Source organism: Serpentinimonas barnesii (genome assembly GCF_000696225.1).
Lineage (GTDB): Bacteria > Pseudomonadota > Gammaproteobacteria > Burkholderiales > Burkholderiaceae_C > Serpentinimonas > Serpentinimonas barnesii.
In genome coordinates, this window is the sequence record NZ_BAWN01000021.1 from 16897 (window position 1) to 38660 (window position 21764).

At 67.9% G+C, this 21764-nt stretch carries 17 protein-coding genes and 1 tRNA gene; 10 read left to right on the top strand and 8 right to left on the bottom strand.

The genetic code is table 11. The features are described from left to right. Positions 1 to 54: 54 nt before the first annotated feature. Both rodA and tldD read left to right on the top strand, forming a co-directional pair. On the top strand, positions 55 to 1212 hold the full coding sequence (gene rodA / locus SRAH_RS06970) for a rod shape-determining protein RodA (RefSeq protein WP_029462632.1): 1158 nt from the start codon (positions 55 to 57) through the stop codon (positions 1210 to 1212). Between the two features lie 71 nt (positions 1213 to 1283). Beyond that, a complete protein-coding gene (tldD, locus tag SRAH_RS06975; protein WP_029462633.1) occupies positions 1284 to 2744 on the top strand; it encodes a metalloprotease TldD in 1461 nt (486 codons plus the stop codon). A gap of 95 nt (positions 2745 to 2839) precedes the next feature. Here the strand turns inward: tldD and SRAH_RS06980 are convergent, their stop codons facing one another. Together SRAH_RS06980 and SRAH_RS06985 are read right to left on the bottom strand one after the other, a co-directional pair. Further along, entirely contained in the window at positions 2840 to 4582 is a 1743-nt protein-coding gene (locus SRAH_RS06980) for an alkaline phosphatase (RefSeq protein WP_206741111.1), read from the bottom strand. Between the two features lie 184 nt (positions 4583 to 4766). Next, positions 4767 to 5267 (bottom strand): arsenate reductase ArsC, encoded by a 501-nt coding sequence (locus SRAH_RS06985; protein ID WP_029462635.1) that lies wholly within the window; start codon positions 5265 to 5267, stop codon positions 4767 to 4769. 102 nt (positions 5268 to 5369) lie between these two features. Here SRAH_RS06985 and SRAH_RS06990 point away from each other — a divergent pair, with 102 nt between their 5' ends. Then, positions 5370 to 5561 carry a YgaP family membrane protein gene (locus SRAH_RS06990; RefSeq protein ID WP_029462636.1) on the top strand — a complete coding sequence of 64 codons (192 nt, stop codon included), beginning with the start codon at positions 5370 to 5372 and terminating at the stop codon, positions 5559 to 5561. A gap of 67 nt (positions 5562 to 5628) precedes the next feature. On the opposite strand, the gene SRAH_RS06995 is transcribed toward SRAH_RS06990, so the two are convergent. Beyond that, a tRNA-Asn gene (locus SRAH_RS06995) sits at positions 5629 to 5704 on the bottom strand. A 138-nt stretch (positions 5705 to 5842) separates the two neighbouring features. Here SRAH_RS06995 and SRAH_RS07000 point away from each other — a divergent pair. The 3 genes from SRAH_RS07000 to SRAH_RS07010 all read left to right on the top strand — a co-directional run bounded on the left by SRAH_RS07000 (position 5843) and on the right by SRAH_RS07010 (position 9572). Beyond that, positions 5843 to 7423, top strand: coding sequence for a bifunctional aminoglycoside phosphotransferase/ATP-binding protein (locus SRAH_RS07000; RefSeq protein ID WP_052369122.1), 1581 nt, complete (start codon positions 5843 to 5845; stop codon positions 7421 to 7423). After that, complete coding sequence (locus tag SRAH_RS07005) at positions 7420 to 8844, top strand: BaiN/RdsA family NAD(P)/FAD-dependent oxidoreductase (protein WP_082210108.1); 1425 nt, start codon at positions 7420 to 7422, stop codon at positions 8842 to 8844. Before SRAH_RS07000 ends, SRAH_RS07005 begins: the two co-directional genes overlap by 4 nt. An 86-nt stretch (positions 8845 to 8930) precedes the next feature. Continuing rightward, entirely contained in the window at positions 8931 to 9572 is a 642-nt protein-coding gene (locus SRAH_RS07010; RefSeq protein ID WP_029462639.1) for an MBL fold metallo-hydrolase, read from the top strand. A gap of 21 nt (positions 9573 to 9593) precedes the next feature. On the opposite strand, the gene SRAH_RS07015 is transcribed toward SRAH_RS07010, so the two are convergent. After that, positions 9594 to 10472, bottom strand: a complete 879-nt coding sequence (locus SRAH_RS07015; RefSeq protein WP_045476574.1) for a M48 family metallopeptidase — start codon at positions 10470 to 10472, stop codon at positions 9594 to 9596. Positions 10473 to 10582: 110 nt separating this feature from the next. Here SRAH_RS07015 and SRAH_RS07020 point away from each other — a divergent pair, with 110 nt between their 5' ends. Beyond that, positions 10583 to 12139, top strand: a complete 1557-nt coding sequence (locus SRAH_RS07020) for an AmpG family muropeptide MFS transporter (protein ID WP_045476576.1) — start codon at positions 10583 to 10585, stop codon at positions 12137 to 12139. 283 nt (positions 12140 to 12422) lie between these two features. On the opposite strand, the gene SRAH_RS07030 is transcribed toward SRAH_RS07020, so the two are convergent. Together SRAH_RS07030 and SRAH_RS07035 are read right to left on the bottom strand one after the other, a co-directional pair. Further along, positions 12423 to 12884: an acyl-CoA thioesterase gene (locus SRAH_RS07030; RefSeq protein ID WP_082210119.1), complete on the bottom strand. Its 462-nt coding sequence runs from the start codon at positions 12882 to 12884 to the stop codon at positions 12423 to 12425. 94 nt (positions 12885 to 12978) lie between these two features. Further along, positions 12979 to 13920, bottom strand: a complete 942-nt coding sequence (locus SRAH_RS07035; RefSeq protein WP_029462643.1) for a LysR family transcriptional regulator — start codon at positions 13918 to 13920, stop codon at positions 12979 to 12981. 144 nt (positions 13921 to 14064) lie between these two features. Here SRAH_RS07035 and SRAH_RS07040 point away from each other — a divergent pair, with 144 nt between their 5' ends. The 3 genes from SRAH_RS07040 to gorA all read left to right on the top strand — a co-directional run bounded on the left by SRAH_RS07040 (position 14065) and on the right by gorA (position 20125). Then, positions 14065 to 15537 carry an NADP-dependent isocitrate dehydrogenase gene (locus SRAH_RS07040; RefSeq protein WP_029462644.1) on the top strand — a complete coding sequence of 491 codons (1473 nt, stop codon included), beginning with the start codon at positions 14065 to 14067 and terminating at the stop codon, positions 15535 to 15537. 80 nt (positions 15538 to 15617) lie between these two features. Next, a complete protein-coding gene (gene uvrA / locus SRAH_RS07045) occupies positions 15618 to 18704 on the top strand; it encodes an excinuclease ABC subunit UvrA (RefSeq protein WP_045476578.1) in 3087 nt (1028 codons plus the stop codon). Beyond that, entirely contained in the window at positions 18701 to 20125 is a 1425-nt protein-coding gene (gene gorA / locus SRAH_RS07050; RefSeq protein ID WP_029462646.1) for a glutathione-disulfide reductase, read from the top strand. Before uvrA ends, gorA begins: the two co-directional genes overlap by 4 nt. 15 nt (positions 20126 to 20140) lie before the next feature. On the opposite strand, the gene SRAH_RS07055 is transcribed toward gorA, so the two are convergent. Further along, positions 20141 to 21436, bottom strand: a complete 1296-nt coding sequence (locus SRAH_RS07055; RefSeq protein WP_029462647.1) for a type II toxin-antitoxin system HipA family toxin — start codon at positions 21434 to 21436, stop codon at positions 20141 to 20143. After that, complete coding sequence (locus tag SRAH_RS07060; protein WP_029462648.1) at positions 21433 to 21756, bottom strand: helix-turn-helix domain-containing protein; 324 nt, start codon at positions 21754 to 21756, stop codon at positions 21433 to 21435. The genes SRAH_RS07055 and SRAH_RS07060 overlap by 4 nt, the downstream gene beginning before the upstream one ends. Between the last annotated feature and the right edge of the window lie 8 nt (positions 21757 to 21764).

Genomic DNA, 21764 nt, shown 5'->3' on the forward strand with positions numbered 1-21764 from the left:
GCGCAGCCAGCAGCCCGAGCGCTGTGCGCCGCTCGCAGAGGATAATGCGCGGCCATGGCCGTCGTGATTCAAACCCCCCCGCTCTGGCGCCGCGCCTTGCCCTTGGTGCAAGGCTTCGATGGCCCTTTGCTGCTGGCCATTGCGTTTTTGAGCGCGCTCGGGCTGCTGACCATGTATTCGGCCGCCTTCGAAATGCCGGGGCGCTTTGATCTGCATGTGCGCAACCTGCTGATCGCCGCCGGGGTGCTGTTCGTGGTGGCGCAAATCCCGCCGCAGCGCTGGCTGGCCTTGGCGGCGCCGCTGTACCTGCTGGGCGTGGCGCTGCTGCTGGCGGTGGAACTGGTGGGCATCGAGCGCAACGGCTCGCAGCGCTGGCTCGACCTGGGCCTGATCGTGATGCAACCCAGCGAACTCATGAAGCTGGCCATGCCGCTCATGCTGGCGTGGTGGTTTCACAAGCGCGAGGGGCAGTTGAGTGGGCGCGACTTTGTGGTGGCGGCCGTGATCGTCGCCGTGCCCACCGCGCTCATCCTGAACCAGCCCGATCTGGGCACCAGCCTGCTCATCGCCTCATCGGGTCTGTTCGTGATTTATTTTGCGGGCTTAAGCTGGAAGCTGATCGTGCCGCCGGCGCTGCTGGGGCTGGCCGGCATCGTGGCGCTGGTGTGGATGGAGCCACACTGGTGCCGGCCCGGGGTGGACTGGGTGTTGTTGCACGACTACCAAAAGGTGCGCGTCTGCACCTTGCTCAACCCCACCGCCGACCCGCTGGGCAGCGGTTTTCACATCATCCAGAGCATGATCGCCATCGGCTCGGGCGGGCTGTGGGGCCAGGGTTTGCTGCAAGGCACGCAGACCCAGCTCGACTTCGTGCTCGAGCGCACCACCGATTTCATATTCGCCGCCTACGCCGAGGAGTTTGGCTTTCTGGGCGTGCTGCTGCTGCTGGGGGGCTACTTTTACCTGGTCTGGCGCGGGCTCAAAATCGCCGTCGAAGCCCCGACCCTGTTCACCCGCCTGCTGGCGGGCGCCCTCACGCTGGTGCATTTCGTCTACGCCTTCGTCAACATCGGCATGGTCAGCGGCATCTTGCCGGTGGTCGGGCTGCCGCTGCCCTTTTTGAGCTTTGGCGGCACCGCCATGGTCACGCTCGGGGCCAGTCTGGGCATTTTGTTGGCCATAGCGCGCGCCAAGCGGCTCAATCAGTCCTGAACGCTGCCGCCGCCGCAGCCCACTGGCCGCCTGCGCAGCACGATCCGGCGCAACTTCCTACAATGGGGCCCATGACCGCACGCGAACCCACCCTGGCCCGGCTGGCCACTGCCCACAGCCTGTTGCTCGAACCCTATGGGCTCGACGAAACCCATCTGCGCCGCACCCTGAGCCACATCATGGCGCCCGGCGTAGACGACGCCGATCTGTACTTTCAATACACCCGCGCCGAAGGCTGGAGCCTGGAAGAAGGCATCGTCAAGAGCGGCAGCTTCAGCATCGACCAAGGCGTGGGCGTGCGCGCCGTCAGCGGCGACAAAACCGCCTTTGCCTATTCCGACGACCTGTCCTGGACCGCCTTGCAAGACGCGGCGCAAAACGTGCGCGCCATTGCCGCCCAAGGGCAGCAGCGCCAGGTCAAGCTGGGGGCGCGCAAGGTCGCCAAGGCGCGCTCGCTCTACCAGGAGTTTGACCCGATCGCCAGCCTCGACAGCGCCGCCAAGGTCGCGCTGCTTGAGCGCGTGGAGCAGTTGGCCAAGGCGCAGGACCCGCGCATCGTGCAGGTCATGGCCAGCCTAGCCAGCGAGTACGACGTGGTGCTGGTGGCACGCGCCGACGGCACCTTGGCCGCCGACGTGCGCCCGCTGGTGCGCCTGTCGCTCACCGTGATCGCCGAGCAGGGCGGGCGACGCGAGTCCGGCTCCTCCGGCGGTGGCGGCCGCTTTGGGCTGGCGCGCTTCGACGAGGCGCAAATCGGGCTCTATGTGAACGAAGCGGTGCAGGCCGCGCTCACCAACCTAGAAAGCCGCCCGGCCCCGGCGGGCGAGATGACGGTGGTGCTCGGCCCCGGCTGGCCCGGTGTGCTGCTGCACGAAGCGGTCGGGCACGGGCTGGAGGGCGACTTCAACCGCAAGGGCTCCAGCGCCTTCAGCGGCTGCATCGGCCAGCGCGTAGCGGCCAAGGGCGTGACGGTGCTCGACGACGGCACCCTGGCGGACCGGCGCGGCTCGCTCAATGTGGATGACGAAGGCTGCGCCAGCCAACGCAATGTGCTGATCGAAGACGGCATTTTGCGCGGCTACCTGCAAGACAGCCTGAACGCGCGCCTGCTCGGCGTCAAGCCCACCGGCAACGGACGGCGCGAGAGCTACGCCCACCTGCCGCTGCCGCGCATGACCAACACCTACATGCTGGCGGGCGACAAAGACCCGCAGGAGATCATCGCCAGCATCAAGCGCGGCCTCTACGCCAGCAACTTCGGTGGCGGCCAGGTGGACATCACCAGCGGCAAGTTTGTGTTCAGCGCCAGCCAAGCCTGGTGGGTGGAAGACGGCAAGCTGCAATACCCGGTCAAGGGCGCCACGCTGGTGGGCAGCGGCCCGCAAGCGCTCAAAAAAGTGAGCCTGATCGGCAACGACCTGGCGCTCGACAGCGGCGTGGGCACCTGCGGCAAAGAAGGCCAAAGCCTGCCGGTGGGGGTGGGCCAGCCCACGCTGCGCATCGACGGTTTGACGGTGGGTGGCACGGCTTAAACCCGGTTGACAAAAAAAACCGCCAGTCCCTGTGCAGGTCTGGCGGCTTGAAGGCGTGGGGCTTGCTGGCCCCGCGCACTTTCCCGAAATTGAACTCAGCGCCGGGTCGGGGCCAAGGTGCTGGGGTGGTTGAGCATGCGGCCAAACAGGGTGGCGTGCTTCAAGCGGTACACATCGACGTTGTCGAAGCGGGCGCTGAAGCGGCTGTTAAGCAGGCCGGCGTTCAGGCCCGCCGCGCGCGACAGGACGCCGCCGTGGTAGTCCGCCGTGCCGGGCCAAGCGATGCCAAACTGCATCCGGTTCCCAAACTGATCGGGCTCGGTGACGAACATCGGCGACTGGCGGCCTTCCACTCCGTCGAGGAAGTTGTTGACCGTGGCCGAATCGGGCGCGGTGCCACCGGCCGGGGCGGCGGCCGAGGGGTTGGTGGCCACGGTGGCCACGTTGTCGGGGGCGCGCCCGGCGGGCAGGATGTTGGTCGGCGGGGCAATGCCGGCCACTTGGCCCGAGACCACCGTCATGCCACCGGCGTCGCTGTCGGCGGCGGTGACGATCAGGGTGCGCTCATTGCGGCGCTGGAAATCCAGCGCTTTGCCGATGGCGCGGTCGGTGTCCTCCATGGCGTGCAACATGCCGATGGCGTTGGTGTTGTTGCCAAAGTTGTCGATCGACTCTTGCTCTGCCACCAAGAAGAAGCGGCGCTGCGCCGGGTTGCGCTGCTGCGCTGCGGCGCGGTTCAGGATGGTGAGCGCGACCTCGGTCATCTCGGCAAAGGTGGGCGGGTTGAAGCCCGGTTCGGCGGCATCGTGATCGCCCCACAGCACCAAGCGGCTGGGTTTTTGTGGCCCCGGCCCGGTGCTGCCAGCGGCCATGCCCGCGCGCACGAAGCCGCGGTTGATCAGGTCTTGCTCGTTGCGATCGTTGAAGGTGTCTTGGAAAGCGAACAGGCCCAGCACGCGCGGGGCGTAGCGTGGGTTGGCTTGCAGCGCTTGCTTGAGGCGCTCGAATTCGGCCCGGGTGCGCACGACGATGAAGTCGTCGCGCTGCGTCGGGTCGTTGCTCAGGTTGCCGCTGCCCATGGCGTTCCAGGCGGCAACCAGGTTCAGGTCGTCGGTGCGCAGGCTCTGGCGGCTGTTGACTGGGGCGCGGCGCTCTTCGTTGACGTTGCGGTGCAGGGTGGTGGTGCCTTGGGGCAGCGCGTCGGCCTCGCCGCCGCCCATGATCACCCACGGAGCGGTGTCGTTCATGCCGGTGCGGCCCAAAATCATCTGGCGCGTGATTTCCTGCCAGTTGTCGCGGTTGCCCACTTCGGCCAAAAAGGCACCGGTGCCGGGCTCGCCGATGTGGCCGTCGTTGACCACGCCCACCGGAATGCCGGCGTTGGCGGCTTCGCGCATCAAAGAGCCCCGAAAGCCCGACAGGCTGTTGATGGGCCGGTTGGCGGGCGGCGTCAGGTTGCCGTCGCCGTCCATGCCAAAAGAGCCAAAGGCATCGACCTTGTAGCCAAAGGCGTGCGTGGTGGCCCCGGCGTGCGAGGTGCCGTTGATCAGGTTGGCCAAGTGGCCGCGATAGACCGCCTTATTGGGCAAACGGTCCATGTTCGAAATGCCATCGAGCCCATGGAAATACATGCGGTGCGCGGCCCAGTGGTTTAGGCCGGTGCCGTCGGGGTGAAAGAAGATCACGTTGCCGGTGGGCACGGCCTGCGTCATGGCGGCGCGACCGGGGTCGGCGGCGGCGGGGGCGCGGGTCGCGCTGGCGGTGCTGGCGCTGGCCAGACCGGCTGCCAGTGTGAGGGCGCAGGCGGCAGAAACCGCACGTAGGCTCAAATTCATCATCCATTCACTCCAAACTTGGGGATTGTTGCGTTGTGGCAAATTGGTGCGGCAACCCACGCAGCCCAAGGGTGAACGACCCACAGGCTGCCTAAGCACCGCAACCCCGCAACCTTAAGTGTGGAGGATGTAAGCCTGATGAAGCTTGAATGACAAAATCGTGAAACGCTAGCAAGTGCGGGCCGCCTCAGGCCGCCAACCGGCGCGCTTCGGCCTCCAGCCGCAGCCGATCGACCCCGGCCAGCGGCAATTGCACCAACAGTTCCATGCGCAGATGCAAGGCATGCAGGGTTTGGCGAAAGGCTTCGAATTGCTGCTCGGGGTCGCCTTCGACCTTGGATGGGTCGGGGTAGCTCCAGTGTGCAATGGCCGGATGTCCGGGCCAGACCGGACAAGGCTCGCCCGCGGCCTGGTCGCAAACGGTGACGACCAAGTCCATCTGCGGTGCGTCGGCGTGGCTGAACTCCTGCTGGTTTTTGCTGCGCAAACCACGGGTCTCGATGCCTGCGGCGTGCAGCACTTCCAGCGTCAGCGGGTGTGGCTTCTGGTCGGCGCGCGCTTGCGTACCGGCCGAGTAGGCCCGAAAGCGGTGTCCGCCCAAGTGGTTCAAAACCGCCTCAGCCATGATGCTGCGCGCCGCGTTGTGTGTGCACAAAAACAAGACATTAAGGGGCTTTTGCATGGCCATCCTCCAATCGGTTGAACTCGCCGACCAGTATAAGTGGACAGCGTGACAGGGCCAAGTAGGATGCGCCATAATGGGCTTCCGTTATGCACCAAGGAGTATGCGATGCAAACCAACGTAGGCAGTGTAGACAGAGTCGTTCGTGTGGTGGGTGGGGTGGCGCTGATCGCGCTGGCCGCCACAGGTACCGTGGGGGCTTGGGGTTATATTGGGATCGTGCCCATCCTCACCGCCGCCATAGGCTGGTGCCCGGCGTACCTGCCGTTCGGCATCAACACCTGCAAGACCAAAAACTGAGCGGCTGATTCAGCGCCCAGGACAGAAAAAAGGCCAGCATTGAGCTGGCCTGAATTCTTGCTTGATTTGGCTCCCCGACCTGGGCTCGAACCAGGGACCTACGGATTAACAGTCCGGCGCTCTACCGACTGAGCTATCGGGGAAAGACCCGCATTGTAGCACGCTTTCAGCCACTTTCTGACGCCGTGCCCAAGGGGGCTTGCTGCTTGGCAGCCCCACTCCAAGAGCGATGCCGGACCAAGCACCGGGCTTGGGGTGCCCCGTGCCCTACACTGCCCGCCATGACCGTTTGCATCGAGACCCACATTTCGCGCGTGCTGCTGCACGGCGAGCGCGCCTACAAGGTCAAAAAGCCGCTGCGCCTGCCGTTTCTGGACTTTTCCAGCCCCGAGCGGCGGCGCTGGTTTGGCCAAGAAGAGTTGCGCCTGAACCGGCGCACCGCCCCCGAGATCTACTTGGGCCTGCGCCCGCTGAGTGTGGATTGGGCCACTTTTTGCGCCGACCCCGAAGCCGCGCTCGACGCCAGCCACGCCGACACGGCCTTGGACTGGGTGCTGTGCATGCACCGTTTTGACGCCGATGCGCTGCTGGCCGAGCAGGCCCGCTGCGGCCGCCTACAACCGGAATTGATTGACGCCCTGGCCGCGCACGTGGCGGGTTTTCACCAGTCGCTGCCGCCGCTGCCGCCCGAGGCGCTGCCGCAGCGCGACACCCTGCACTGGGCCCAAGAATGCGTGCAGGCGTTGCAACAACAGCCCGGGCTGGCTCCGCCGCAACGAGCCGAAGTCCAAGCGCTGGGCGCTGCGCTGCTGGCGCAATTGCAGGCGCGGCGGCCTTGGATGCAGCAGCGTGCCACGCAAGGCTTTGCGCGCGAATGCCACGGCGATCTGCACCTGGGCAACCTGATCGAATGGGAAGGCGGAGTGCGCGCTTTCGACGCGCTCGAATTCGAGCCCGATCTGCGCGCCATCGACGTGCTGAGCGATGCCACCTTTGCCTTCATGGACTTGCTCCAGTACCGGCAGCCGGAGCTGGCTTGGCGTTTTCTGAACGGCTATCTGGACATCACGGGCGACTTCGAGGGCTTGCGCGGCCTGCGCGCTTGGGCTGCCTACCGCGCCTTGGTGCGCGCCCGCGTGGCGTGGTTGAACAGCGCAAGCAACGGCAGCGAAGCGGGCGGCAAGGGCAGTGGCGAAGGCATGGGCGACGCTGATGCACAGGCCTTGGCCCTGCACGAGCGCTACTGCGCCTGCGCCCAGGCGCTGCTGGCCGCGCCCGCGCCGCCCGGTCTGTGGCTGCTCATGGGCCTGAGCGGCAGCGGCAAATCGACCGTGGCGCAGATGCTGCGCGATGCCCTGGTGCAGCAGGGGCGCGCCGCCCTGTGCCTGCGCTCCGACCTTGAGCGCAAGCGCTTGCTGGGCGTGGCCGCCACGGCGCGCCCGAGCGCGGCGCAGCAGGCGCACTGGTACAGCCCGGCGCTGACGCAGCAAACCTACGCACGCTTGCAGCAGGCGGCGCAGCAGGGCCTGCAAGCCGGTTGCTCGGTGCTGATCGACGCCGCCAGCCTGCGCCGCCACGAGCGCCAGGCGCTGCGCGCACTGGCCGCACAGCAGCAGGTGCCGTTTTATTTGTGGGAGTGCCGCGCAGGCAGCACCCAAGCGCAACGCCGCCTTGCCGTGCGCCAGGCCGACAACCGCGACCCCTCCGACGCCGACGCCGCCGTGCGCGCGCTGCAAGCGGGGTTTTTCGAGCCCATCGACGCCAGCGAACAAGCCGGGCACCGGCTGCTGCACAACGACGGCGATTTGGCGGCCCTGCAAGCGCAAGTGCGCGCCGCGCTGCACGAGGACGAGTCCAGATGAATAGCGCAAGCAACCCCATCGGCACCCCGATCGAGCACCCCCACGCCACCCCGCTCCCCCACACGCCCATCCTGCACTGCCCGGTGGCGATCGTCGGTGCCGGGCCGGCCGGGTTGATGGCGGCCGAGGTGCTGAGCGCCGCCGGGGTGGAGGTGCATTTGTTCGACGCCATGCCCTCGGTGGGGCGCAAGTTCCTGCTGGCCGGCATCGGCGGGCTCAACCTCACCCACGCCGAGCCGCTGCCCGCCTTCACGGCCCGCTACGGCCCGCGCGCCAACATTTGTGGCCGCTGGCTGGATGCCTTTGGCCCGCAGGCGGTGCGCGACTGGGCCGCTGGGCTGGGCATCGAGACCTTCGTGGGCAGCTCGCAGCGCGTGTTTCCGCTGGAGATGAAGGCCGCCCCCTTGCTGCGCGCCTGGTTGCAGCGGCTGCGCCATCCGGCCAGCGGGGTGCCGGTGCGCTTGCATATGCGCCAGCGCTGGAACGGCCACTTGCAGCCGCTGGCACCCGAAGCACCCGGCTACCGCCTGCAGCTGCACGGCCCGCAAGGCCAGACCGAGGTGCGGGCGACCGCGCTGCTGCTGGCGCTCGGGGGTGGAAGCTGGCCGCAGCTTGGCTCCGACGGCGCCTGGATGCCGTGGCTGGCTCAGCACGGGGTGACGCTGCAGCCGCTGCGCCCCAGCAACTGCGGTTTTGAGGTGGCCGTGGGCGCGCGCCTGGGCTGGAGCGCGCACCTGCGCCAGCGCTGCGCCGGGGCCGCGCTCAAGGGGGTGCTGCTGCGCTTCACCGATGCCGCCGGGCAGCTTTTCGAGCGCCGTGGCGAATGCGTGCTCACCGAAACCGGCCTCGAAGGCAGCCTGATCTACGCCGCCTCGGCGCGCCTGCGCGAGGCGATCGAGGCCCAGGGCCGGGTGCGCATCGAACTCGACCTGAAACCCGACTGGAGCCGCAGCCGTTTGCAGGCCGAGCTGGCACGCGAACGCGGCGGCCAGTCGCTGGGCACGCTGTTGCGCAAACGCATAGCCCTCACGCCCGCGCAGGTGGCGCTGCTGCACGAGGTGCGGCCCTCGGCGCCGGGCAGCGACGCGGCCCCATCAGCGCCCGCCCAATCAGCCGCCGATTGGGCAGCCCTCATCCAAGGCCTGCCGCTCGACCTGGTGGCCACGCGCCCGCTGGCCGAGGCCATCAGCAGCGCCGGTGGGGTGGCGCTGGAAGGCCTGAACGAGGCGCTGATGCTGCACCCGCTGCCCGGCGTGTTCTGCGCCGGCGAGATGCTGGACTGGGACGCCCCTACCGGCGGCTACCTGCTCACCGCCTGCCTGGCCAGCGGGCGCGTGGCGGGCCAAGGGTTGCTGACCTACTTGCAAGCGCTGTCCAGCCATCTAACCGCCTCAAGCCCAAGCCCAAGCGATACGCCCTAATCAACCCGGCCCCCTCAAACCCTGCTGCACCCGCCCCGACCCAGACCGCAACGCCAACTGAAGCGCGCCCTGCCTACAATGCACCCATGCTGCACTACCACACCGTTCCCGTTACGCCGTTTCAGCAAAACTGCTCCCTGCTCTGGTGCGACCAGACCTTGGCCGCTGCCGTGATCGACCCCGGTGGCGACCTCGATGACATTCTGGCCGAGGCCAAGCGGCTCGGGCTGGCCTTGCAGCAGATCTGGCTCACGCACGCCCACATCGACCACGCCGGTGCCGCCGGTGAGCTGGCGCAGCGGCTCGGGCTGCCGATCATCGGGCCGCACCCCGGCGACCAGTTCTGGATCGACGGGCTGGTGCAGCAGAGCCAGATGTTTGGTTTCCCGCCTGCGCGCCCCTTCACCCCCACGCGCTGGCTGCACGATGGCGACACGGTCACGCTGGGCCACAGCAGCCTGCAAGTGCGCCACTGCCCCGGCCACACCCCGGGGCACGTGGTGTTTTACGCGCCCGAAATCCGGCGCGCCTTTGTGGGCGATGTGTTGTTTGCGGGCAGCATTGGGCGCACCGATTTTCCCCAGGGCGACCACGCGCAGCTCGTCTCCAGCATCCGCGAGCGCCTGTGGCCCATGGGCGACGACACCGTGTTCATCCCCGGCCACGGGCCCGAGAGCAGCTTTGGGCGCGAGCGCCGCAGCAACCCCTACGTGGGCGACCGGGCCTGAGCGCGCCCGCAGCAGGCCAAATCAGCCGCGTCGCCGCGCCTGCTCGTACAGGCCCATCACGTTGCCGATATTGGCCTGCAACTCGCGGATGCGATCCGGCCCGGCCGGGTGCGTGGAGAGGAAGTTGAGCCCGCTGCTGCGGTTGCGCGCGATCATCTTTTCCCACAGCGTCACGCTGGCTTGCGGGTGGTGCCCGGCGCGGGCGGCGATTTCAAGCCCGACCAGATCGGCGTCGGATTCGTCTTCGCGGCTAAAGCGCAGGCTCAGCAACTGGGTGCCGAGGTTGGCCGCCACGTTGCCCAAATCACCCAAGCCCAGCAACTGCGCCCCGAGCGAGAGCCCGATGCCAACGGTCTGCGTCTTGGCCATTCGCGCCCGGGCGTGTTCGCGCACCGCGTGCGCCATTTCGTGGCCCATGATCATCCCGACTTCGTCGTCGGTCAGGCGCAGCGCATCCAAAATGCCGGTGTAGAAAGCAATTTTGCCGCCAGGCATGACAAAGGCGTTGATCTGCTCGCTGCGGATCAGGTTCACCTCCCACTGCCACTGGCGCGCGCGCGGGTTCCAAGGCTGGGCAAAGGGAATCTGGCGCTGCGCAATGGCGCGCAGGCGGCGCAGTTGGCGGTCGGTATCGGGGGCCAGCACGCCCTGCTGGCGCGCCTGCTGCATCATCTGCTGGTACTGCTGGGCGGCGGCGGCTTCGAGCTGCTCGGCCGGCACCAGATGCCGCAGCCGCGACCCTTCGCCGACCGCCACCTGCGCCTCGGCCTGCACCGGCAGCAAGCCGACCGCCGCCGTGGCCGTGGCCGCACCGGCCGCCAACAAAAATCCGCGCCGCGACGACCACCGGTGCGTCGCAGGCTCGGTCAGGGGAGTTTTTGCATCACATAGCCAGCACATGGCGCAATCATAGGCAAAATCGGGTCATGCGTGTGTCAACATCTGTAACAAATCCGGCGCTTGGCGCGGCGCCCCTGGGCGCCCCTGTAAGCGTGCCGGTAGGCGAGCCTTTGGAAGCCCCGCAAGCCCGCCCCCAAGCCCTGCACACCTGGCGCGAAACCCTGCAGGCGCTGTGGGATTGGCGCATCCTGAGCCTGCTGATGCTGGGTTTTTCAGCCGGGCTGCCGCTGCTGCTGATTTTCTCTTCGCTCTCGCTGTGGCTGATGGAGGCCGGGGTGGAGCGCCGCGCCGTCACCTTCTTTAGCTGGGCCGCGCTGGGTTACTCCTTCAAGTTCGTCTGGGCGCCGCTGGTGGACCGGCTGCCGCTGCCGTGGCTGACCGGGCGTTTGGGGCGGCGCCGCGCCTACATGCTGCTGGCGCAGATCGGGGTGGCGGGGGCGATCGTCGGCATGGCCCTCACCGACCCGGCCTCGGGCGGCTGGGCGCTGACGCAGATGGCGCTGTTTGCGGTGCTGCTGGGCTTTATGTCGGCCACGCAAGACATCGTGATCGACGCCTACCGCATCGAAATCGCCCGCCCCGAGCAGCAGGGCCTGCTGTCGGCGGCCTACATCGCGGGCTACCGCGTGGGCATGATCGTGGCCGGGGCCGGGGTGCTGTTTCTGGCGGCGCACTGGGGCACGGCGCGCGGCAACTACCAGTTCGAGGCCTGGCAGTCGGCCTACCTGATCATGGCCTGCGTGATGGGCATCGGCATGCTGACCACGCTGCTCACGCCCGAGCCCGACTCCTCCCAGCAGCAGGCGCAGCTCGCCCCGGCCGGACAGCACCTGCGCCTGCTGGTGGTGTTTTTGTTCAGCGTGCTGGGCCTGGTGCTGGTGTTTTGGGGCGTGGGGCGGGTGGGCGCACCCCTTGTGGCGGGCAATGGTCCGCTCTGGAGCCTGCTGTTCGAGGCCAGCCGGATGGCGCTGGCGCTGGGGGCCGCCTTCGCCCTGGGCTGGACCCTGATCCGCATCGGGCTGGCCAGCGCCGACCAAGCGCGCATCACTTGGGTGGAACCGGTGCTCGATTTTTGGCAGCGCTACGGCTGGCGCACCGCGGCGCTGCTGCTGGCGCTGGTGGGGCTGTACCGCATCTCCGACATCGTGCTCGGTGTGATCTCCAACATTTTTTACCAGGACATGGGCTTTACCAAGCCCGAGATCGCCACCGCCGTCAAGACCTATGGCCTGGTGATCACCATCGCCGGTGGGTTTCTGGGCGGCATCTTGGCCTACCGGATCGGCGTCATGCGCGCGCTGATGTGGGGCGCGATCCTTTCCGCCGCCACCAACCTGGCCTTCATCGGCCTTGCCCTGGTGGGGCGCGACCTCACCTGGCTGTATTGGGTGGTGTCGATCGACAACCTGGCGGCCGGATTTGCCAGCGCCGCCTTCGTGGCCTTTTTGTCCAGCCTGACCAACATCCAGTTCACGGCGGTGCAGTACGCGATCTTTAGCTCGCTCATGACGCTGCTGCCCAAAACGCTGGGCGGCTACTCGGGCGCCATGGTCGATGGCATGGGCTACCCCGGCTTTTTCACGCTCACGGCGCTGCTCGGGGTACCGGTGATCGCGCTGGTCTGGCTGGCTGGGCGGCGGCTGCAAATCGCCGAGCGCCCGCCTTGAAGCCCTGCACCCGATTGGGCTGCCCTCCCCCAAACAGGGGATAGGCAAAGCCGTGCTGCACCTGCACAATCAAGCCCAGTCGCTGTCAACACAGTCAGATCAAGGGCGCATAAGACAGCCCACAGGGTGTGGCGGCCGCCAAACGGACCAGCCACTTTGGATCACAGTTTCCCAACGACGTCCTGATGGACTTCACGCCGCCTTCGGGCGGCTTTTTTTTGGCCCATCCCTGGGTGGCACGGCTGGGTTGTGCGGCCACACGCCAGCCCAGCGCCAGCAAAGGCTAAGCCGCCTTGGGCACCTGGCGCGGTCGACCCTGGTCGTCGATCGCCACGTAGGTCAGCGAAGCCTCGGTCACTTTCACGTAGCGGCCCTGGGCCGAGAAGCGCTCGGCGTACACCTCCACCTGCACCGTGATCGAGGTGTTGCCGATGCGCGTCAAGGTGGCGTAAAAGCTCAGGATGTCGCCCACCCGCACCGGCTGTTTGAAGATGAACTGGTTCACCGCCACGGTGGCGATGCGCCCCTGCGCCAGCCGCGCCGGCAGCACCGAACCGGCCAGATCGACCTGGGCCATGACCCAGCCGCCAAAAATGTCGCCGTTGGGGTTGCAGTCGGCCGGCATCGGGATCACCTTGAGCACCAGCTCGTGCTCGCAGGCGGGTTGGGGAATGCTGCTGGGATTGGTTCCGGGCCGGGCGGCGGCACCGGCTGCGGGGGTTGCGGGGTCTGCGTTTGTGCTCATCATGGGCCGCATTGTCGGGCATCGCCGCCCCACCCCCCTCTTGCCTGCGCCTGCAGCACCCAAACCGCACCGACGGGCACTGGCCCCTTTCGGCTCACCCCACCCCCGCCCCACTACCCGCTTGGAACGCCACCGGCAGCGAGGCGCGCAAATGCTCGATCCAGGCGCTGGCCGCCAGCGGCAGCCGGCGGTCGCGCCGCCACACCAGTTGCCACAGGCGCAGGATCGGGAAGCCCGTCATGGGCAACAGCGCCAGCCCCTCCTGCGCCGGGTCGGGGTCGAGCGCGTGGCGCGACAGCACCGCCAGCCCCAGCCCTGCGGCCACCGCATGCTTGATGGCCTCGTTGCTGCCCAGGGTCAGGCGCTCGTCGGGCTCAAGGCCGTTGGCGCGCAAGTGCTCAAGCACCACCTGGCGCGTGCCGGAACCGCTCTCGCGCCACAGCAGCGTCTGGCCCTTGAGCGCGCTCAGCGGCAGGCGGCGCCGTTGCGCCCACGGGTGCCCGGCCGGGCCAATCAGCACCAGTGGGTTGTCCAGCACCGGCAGCGTGTGCAGCGGCGGGAAGGTGGGTGGGCGCATCATCAGCGCCAGATCGACGCGCTCGCTGCGCAGCAGCTCCACCACGGCGTCGCGGTTGTGCACCGCCAGCTCGATGTCAATGCCCGGGTGCGTGCGCGCAAAGGCGCTGATCCACTGGGCGATGAAGTACTCGGTGGTGGTGACCCCCGCAATGCGCAGCGTGCCGCGCTTGAGCCCCTGCAGCGCCTGCAGCCCTTCTTCCAGCGCCTGCCAGCGCGTGAACACATCCAGCACCGCCTCGCGCAGCAGCGTGCCGCCCTCGGTGATCTGGATGCCGCGCCCGGCCGGCGCCAGCAGCGCCTGCCCCAGCGCGGCCTGCATCTCGTGCACCTGCGACGACACCGTGGGCTGCGCCAGGTGCAGCTCGCGCGCCGCAGCGGTGATCGAGCCCAGGCGCGCCACCGCCTCCCAGGTGCGCATCTGGGCAAAGCTGATACGGGGCGGGCGCAGCTTATTCATCGATATCGGTCTATGGGTCGCATACCGAATGATAATTTGATTACGATGAAAATTCGCGCCATACTACGAAATGGCCCGCAGCCCACAAGCGCTGCCGCGTCGAAGTTTGCAACGGTTCATCCACCCCAAGAGGAGCATCCCCCCATGAGCAACCTGGTCCCCATCACCGTCGCCCCAGGCGACGGCATCGGCCCCGAGATCACCGAAGCCACGTTGCGCGTGCTGCGCGCCGCCGGAGCGCTCATTGCGCCCGAGACCATCAGCGTCGGCGAAGCCCAGTACCTGGCCGGCCACAGCTCGGGCATTGCCCCCGAAAGCTGGGACAGCCTGCGCCGCACCCGCGTGCTGCTCAAAGGCCCCATCACCACCCCGCAAGGCGGCGGCTTCAAGAGCCTAAACGTGACCATCCGCAAAACGCTGGGCCTGTACGCCAACGTGCGCCCCTGCGTCACCTACCACCCCTTCGTGAAAACGCTGCACCCCACCATGGACTTGGTGATCGTGCGCGAAAACGAGGAAGACCTCTACGCCGGCATCGAGCACCGCCAGACCGATCAGGTCTATCAGTGCCTCAAGCTCGTCACCCGCCCCGGCTGCGAAAAAATCATCCGCTACGCCTTTGAGTACGCGGTCAAAAATGCGCGGCGCAAGGTCACGTGCATGACCAAAGACAACATCATGAAGATGACCGACGGCCTGTTCCACAAGGTCTTCGACGAAATCGCCAAAGAGTACCCGCAGATCGAAACCGATCACATGATCATCGACATCGGGGCGGCGCGGCTGGCCACGCGACCCGAGCGCTTCGACGTCATCGTCACGCTCAACCTCTATGGCGACATCATCAGCGACATCGCGGCCGAGATCACCGGCTCGGTTGGGCTGGCCCCGAGCGCCAACATCGGGGACCGCATCGCCATGTTCGAGGCCATCCACGGCAGCGCGCCCGACATCGCCGGCAAGGGCATCGCCAACCCCTCCGGCCTGCTGCTGGCCGCAGTGATGATGCTGATCCACATCGGCCAGTCCAAAGTCGCCGAAAAAATCCACAACGCCTGGCTGCGCACGATCGAAGACGGCATCATCACCGCCGACCTGCGCGGCTCGCTCAGCGTGGGCCGCCCCTTTGGCAGCATGGATTTTGCCGACGCCGTGATCGACCGCCTAGGCCAAGAGCCGAGCCAGCTCAAGCCGGTGCGCTACGCCGAGCCCGAGCAAACCGCCCTCGCCGCCTCGGCCGCCTCCAGCGCCAGCGCGCACGCCCCGCTGCCCGACCCGGTTTCGGTGAAGGCGCTGGTGGGGGTCGATGTGTTCGTGAATGCACGCCAAAGCGCCGACTTTTTGGCCGGCCAGTTGAGCGCGCTGGTGACACCGGCCTTTCATTTGCAGATGATCACCAACCGCGGCGTCAAGGTCTGGCCGGGCGGCTTCCCCGAGACCTTCTGCACCGACCACTGGCGCTGCCGCTTCGTGGCCGCCAACGGCGAGAGCGTGACGCACTTCGACCTGATCGAGCTGATGGAAGCGCTGGCGCAGCGCGGCATCGACTTCATCAAGACCGAAAACCTCTGCACCTTCGACGGCGAACGCGGCTACGCGCTCGGGCAGGGGCAGTAAGGGCGCACCCAGTCTGGGCGGAGGCGCGGGCATGGCCAGACCAGTGACCCGTTACAGGGCCCGATAAGCCCAGAGCTTCTATGATCGGGGGTTGCCCCCCGATCGAGTCGCTGCGCCCCTTGAACCCAGACCACCCCTCCACCGCTGCCCATCCTGCTGCCGCCATCGACTGCGGCACCCCGCTGGCGCAGGCCTTGCGCCAGCCTGCCGCGATGCTGCGCGTGCGCGGCGCGCGCACCCACAACCTGAAAAACATCGACCTCGACATCCCGAAAAACGCGCTGGTGGTGATCACCGGCCTGTCGGGATCGGGCAAATCCAGCCTCGCCTTCGACACCCTGTACGCCGAGGGCCAGCGCCGCTACGTCGAGAGCCTGAGCGCCTACGCGCGCCAGTTTTTGCAGCGCCTAGACAAGCCCGACGTCGATCTGATCGAGGGCCTGGCGCCGGCCATCGCCATCGAGCAAAAAGCCACCAGCCACAACCCGCGTTCGACCGTGGGCACCGTGACCGAAATCCACGACTACCTGCGCCTGCTCTACGCCCGCGTCGGCACCCCACACTGCCCCGAGCACGGCCAGGCGCTGCAAGCGCAGACCGTGAGCCAGATGGTGGACCACGTGCTGGCCTTGCCCCCCGGCACCAAGCTGCTGCTGCTGGCCCCGATTGCGCGCGCCCGCAAGGGCGAGTTCGCCGACACCCTGGCCGAGCTGCAGGCGCAAGGCTTTGTGCGCTTCCGGCTCGACGGCCAGGTGCTGGAGGCCGAGCGCCTGCCCGCGCTCAAGCGCCACGGCAAGCACGACCTCGACGTGGTGATCGACCGCCTCAAGGTGCGTGCCAGCGCGCCCGCCGAAAACCCACTGCCCGGCGGCGCAGAAACCGGCCCGTCCAGCCCCCTCGCCGCCCCACCCGACGAAGCCGCCGAGCAGCGCCAGCGCCTGGCCGAGAGCTTCGAGACCGCCTTGCGCCTGGGCGAAGGCAAGGCGCTGGTGCTGGAGCTTGACAGCGGGCGCGAGCACCTCTTTAGTGCGCGCTTTGCCTGCCCGCAGTGCGCCTACGCGCTCGACGAGCTGGAGCCGCGCCTGTTCTCCTTCAACTCGCCGCTGGGTGCCTGCCCCGGCTGCGAGGGCCTGGGCCACGTGGAGCGCTTCGACCCTGCGCGCGTGGTGGCCTTCCCCAGCCTGAGCCTGGCCGCCGGGGCCATCAAAGGCTGGGACCGGCGCAACGCCCAGGCCTTTGGCGTGCTGCAAAACCTGGCCACGCATTACGGCTTCGAGCTCGAAGCACCTTGGGAAAATCTGCCCGAATCGGTGCACCAGGTGCTGCTGCACGGCTCGGGTGCGCAAGAAATCGCCTTCGATTACGCCTTCGACGCCGGCCAGACCGTGCGCAAGCACCACCCCTTCGAGGGCCTGCTGCCGAATCTGGAGCGGCGCTGGCGCGAGAGCAGCAACCCCACCGTGCGCGAAGAACTGGCGCGCCAGCGCAGCACCCAGGTCTGCCCGCAGTGCCACGGCAGCCGCCTGCGGCCGCAGGCGCGCCATGTCTATGTGGGCCAGGGCGAGCAGGCGCGCGCCATCTACCAGATCGGCCAGGTCACGCTGGCGCAGGCGCTGCACTGGTTCGAAGCCCTGCAGTTGCACGGCGCCAAGGCCGAGATCGGGGCTCGGGTGCGGCGCGAAATCGCTGCCCGGCTGCAGTTTCTCAACGACGTCGGGCTGGGCTACCTGAGCTTGGAGCGCAGCGCCGAAACCCTCAGCGGCGGCGAGGCGCAGCGCATTCGGCTGGCAAGCCAGATCGGCTCCGGCCTCTCGGGCGTGCTGTACGTGTTGGATGAGCCCAGCATCGGGCTGCACCAGCGCGACAACGAGCGCCTGATCGCCACCCTGCAGCGCCTGCGCGAACTGGGCAACAGCGTGCTGGTGGTCGAGCACGACGAGGACATGATCCGCGCCGCCGACCACGTGATCGACCTCGGCCCCGGCGCCGGGGTACACGGCGGGCGCGTCATGGCGCAAGGCACGTGCGCGCAACTCATGGCCACGCCGGGCTCGCTCACCGGTGCCTACCTCTCGGGCGCGCGCCGCATCGAGGTGCCCGCCAAGCGCAAAGCCTTCAACTCCACCACCGGCGCCGCCCTGCGCCTGCTGCAGGCCAGCGGCCACAACCTGCGCGCAGTCAGCGCCGCCTTCCCCGTGGGCCTGTTCACCTGCGTCACGGGGGTCAGCGGCTCCGGCAAATCGACGCTGGTCAACGACACCCTGTACCGCGCCGTGGCGCGGCATCTCTACCGCAGCCACGACGAACCGGCACCGCACCAAGGCCTGGAAGGGCTGGAGCATTTCGACAAGGTCATCAACGTCGATCAAAGCCCGATCGGGCGCACCCCGCGCAGCAACCCGGCCACCTACACCGGGCTTTTTACCGGCATCCGCGAGCTGCTGGCCGAGGTGCCCGCAGCGCGCGAACGCGGCTACGGCCCTGGGCGCTTTAGCTTCAACGTGGCGCAATCGGCCGGCGGTGGCCGCTGCGAAGCCTGCCAAGGCGATGGCGTGGTCAAGGTCGAAATGCACTTTTTGCCCGACGTGTACGTGGCCTGCGACATCTGCCAGGGCCAGCGCTACAACCGCGAAACGCTGGCGGTGCAGTACAAGGGCAAGCACATCGCCCAGATTCTGGATCTCACGGTCGAGCAAGCCAGCGCCTTCTTCCAGGCCGTGCCCACGCTGCAGCGCAAGCTGCAAACCCTGCTCGACGTCGGGCTGGGCTACCTGCGCCTGGGCCAGAGTGCCACCACGCTCTCGGGCGGCGAGGCGCAGCGCGTCAAGCTGGCGCTGGAACTCTCCAAGCGCGACACCGGCCGCACCCTCTACATCTTGGACGAGCCCACCACCGGCCTGCACTTTGCCGACATCGAGCTGCTGCTCAAGGTGCTGCACCAGTTGCGCGACGCCGGCAACACCATCGTCGTGATCGAGCACAACCTGGACGTGATCAAAACCGCCGACTGGCTGATCGACATGGGCCCCGAAGGCGGCGCCGGGGGCGGCCAGGTGCTGGCCTGCGGCAGCCCGGAGCACGTCGCCGCCTGCACAGCCAGCCACACCGGGGCTTTTTTGCGCCGGATGCTGTCGGCGGCCGCATCCCCAACCACGACCCAACCATGAACCCCTACGACTTCGACCTTTTTGTCATCGGCGGCGGCAGCGGCGGCGTGCGCGCCGCGCGCATGGCGGCGCAGCGCGGCGCACGCGTGGCGCTGGCCGAGGCCAGTGGCCAGGCCGGGCTGGGCGGCACCTGCGTCAACGCCGGCTGCATCCCCAAAAAACTCTACGGCTACGCCGCCCACTATGCCACGGCGCAGCGCGAGTCGCAGGGCTACGGCTGGGAGGGGCCGGCGGCGCGGCTGAACTGGGCCACCCTCAAGGCGAACCGGGCGCGCGAGCTGGCGCGGCTCAACGCCGTCTATGCCGATATGCTGCGCGCCAGCGGCGTGACGCTGCTAGAGGGCAGCGCGCGCCTGCTCGACCCGCACACCCTGAGCCTGGCCAGCCTGAACGCCGACGGCTCGCCGGGGCAGCGCACCTTCAGCGCCGAGCGCATCCTCATCGCCACCGGGGCCGCGCCCTTCTTGCCGCATTTTCAGGGGCGCGAACACGCCCTGAGCTCGACCGAGCTGTTCGAGATCGAGCCCTTTCCGCAGCGGCTGCTGGTGGTCGGCGGCGGCTACATTGCTTGCGAGCTGGCTTCCATCTTTCACGGCCTGGGCGCGCAGGTGACGCAGCTCTACCGGGGCGAGCAGATTTTGCGCGGCTTCGACGACGAGCTGCGCCACTTCCTGGCCGCCGAGCTGCTCAAGCAGGGGCTGGACTTGCGCCTGCAAGCCGGCGTGCTGAGCCTGGAGCGCCACGCCGACGGCCTGCACGCCGCGCTCGAAGACGGTAACACCCTGGTGGTGGATGCGGCGCTCTACGCCACCGGGCGCCGCCCCAATGTGCAGGGGCTGGGGCTGGAAGCGCTCGGTGTGGCCCAGGGTCCACAGGGCGAGATCGTGGTTGATGCGCGGTATCAGACCAGCGTGCCCAGCGTCTATGCCGTGGGCGACGTGACGGCGCAACTGCAACTCACGCCGGTGGCGCTGGCGCAGGCCATGCGCATGGTCGAGCACCTGTATGGCCCAGACCCGAACCGCCCCGGCCACTCCTCCCCAGCGCCCGATTTCGACCTGGTTCCCACCGCCGTGTTCACCCACCCCTGCCTTGCCAGTGTGGGCCTGAGCGAAGCGCAGGCGCGCCAACGCTACGGGCAGGTGAGCATTTACCGCAGCGAATTCCGTGCCCTGCGCCACACCCTGAGCGGCAGCAGCGAGCGCACGCTGATCAAGCTCATCGTCCACGACGACACCGACCGCGTGCTCGGCCTGCACATGGTCGGCGCGGAAGCGGGCGAGATCGTGCAAGGCTTTGCCGTGGCGCTGCAAGCCGGGGCCACCAAGGCGGTGTTCGATGCCACACTCGGCATCCACCCCACCGCCGCCGAGGAATTTGTGACCCTGCGCACGCCGCTGCGGCGCGCGGCCACGCCCTGAGCGCAAGGTTTGGGCCTAGCGCCGCAACAGCGCGGCGGCTTCGTCGCTCTGTGCGTGCTCGAAAGCAGGTGCGAAATCATCCAGCTCCTGCGCGCGCAAACCCACCGTTGGGTCGAGCGCCAGCGGGCGCCAGTGCGACACCGCCGCCTGCACCTGAGCCAGCACGGTCAGGGCTTGCTCGGTGTCCAGCGCGAAGTAGGCCGCTCGGGCCAGCAACATCCGCACATCGGTGATGGGCCCGTCCTGCTCCGACAGCCAGGTCTTGGATTCGCGCTCCTTGTCAGGAAAGGGGTTGAGGTCAAAAGCCGGTGCCAGGCGCCACAGTCCTTGCCCCACGTGCAGAAAACCAAGGTTTTGCAGGTGATCGTCCACGTTGCTGATGAGCAGATTGAACACCAGGCGGCGCCAGAGCTGCTGCACATCCTGGGTGGGGGCATGGCCGTGCGCGCGGATGGCATCGGCGATCTCGGTGTAGCTGCGCTCCTCTTGGCGCGAGGCCTGCAACAGGGTGGCCGCCGACTGATAGGGGATGCGGCCATCTGCGCCATGGCGATCGAAACGGCGGATGACGGCCACCGGCACCTCGTCGATTTGCACGATGCGCGCGGATGCGGCCTCAAGCCCCGCTTTGGCCGCCAGCTTGAGGGCCAACACCTCCCCACGGGTCACGCTGCGCGCATCGCCCACGCTCGGGAACTTGCCGATGGCCAGCCAGCCGTCCTCTTCCAGAATGGTGCACTTGGGGCGCATCCCCCCGAGCGAAGTGCCCTTGCCTTGCAGGTAGCGCAAGTCCTCGGTGGTTTCATGCCCCCGCTCGATGGCGCGGCTGGCCCGGAACACCCGCTCCAGCTCGATCAACGGCGGTGTGCTGCGCCGCCCGGCGGCGGCCGTCTGCTGAAAGTGCCCCCCGGCATCGCGCAGCCGCAAGGCACCCACCCGGCTAAAGTCATCGACCGCCAACAGGTAGTCCAGCTCGGTGAGCGCGGGCAGGCTGGGATCGTTTTTCCGGCGCCTGGCATGGTCGCGGGCGATCACGCGCCGTCCCCAGGCATCCGGGCTGGTGTCGGCGAGGGCACCGTAAAAAACCGAATCGTGCGCCGAAGCCGCCTTGCGGCTCTGGTAGCCCGGCACCAGTTGCAAATCGGCCGAGACGTTGAAGCGCTCTGGATGGGCCAGCCAGGCTGCATCGTAGGCGAAGGCGCTGTGCTCGCGCTGGCCTTGCCGCACATACACGAGCGCACCCAGCGGCAGGCCGGCTTGGCCGATGCACAGCTCGACCTGACGGCGCACCGGCACGGACTCGGCCTTCACAGCGCCCCCGAACCGTGGGGCCTGCTGCGCACGCGCTTGGGCAGTTGCTCGTCCATCAGCAGCAGTCCGATGTCGTCGTTTGCGGTATCGAGCAAGCGCTCCAGTGCCTGAATCTCGCCAAAAACGTACAAGGCGCGGGCAAAGAAGTGGATCGGCACGCGCGCATCCCCCTTTTCCATGCGCCGCACCGTGGACAGGGAAGCCCCCATGCGTTCGGCCAGCGAGGCCTGCGAGAAGTGGCGCCGCCGACGCGCCAGCGAAACATCGCTGCCAAGCTTTTGCAGCGCCCGCTGGACCGGCAAAGGAATCTGGGATTCCATCTTAGGAA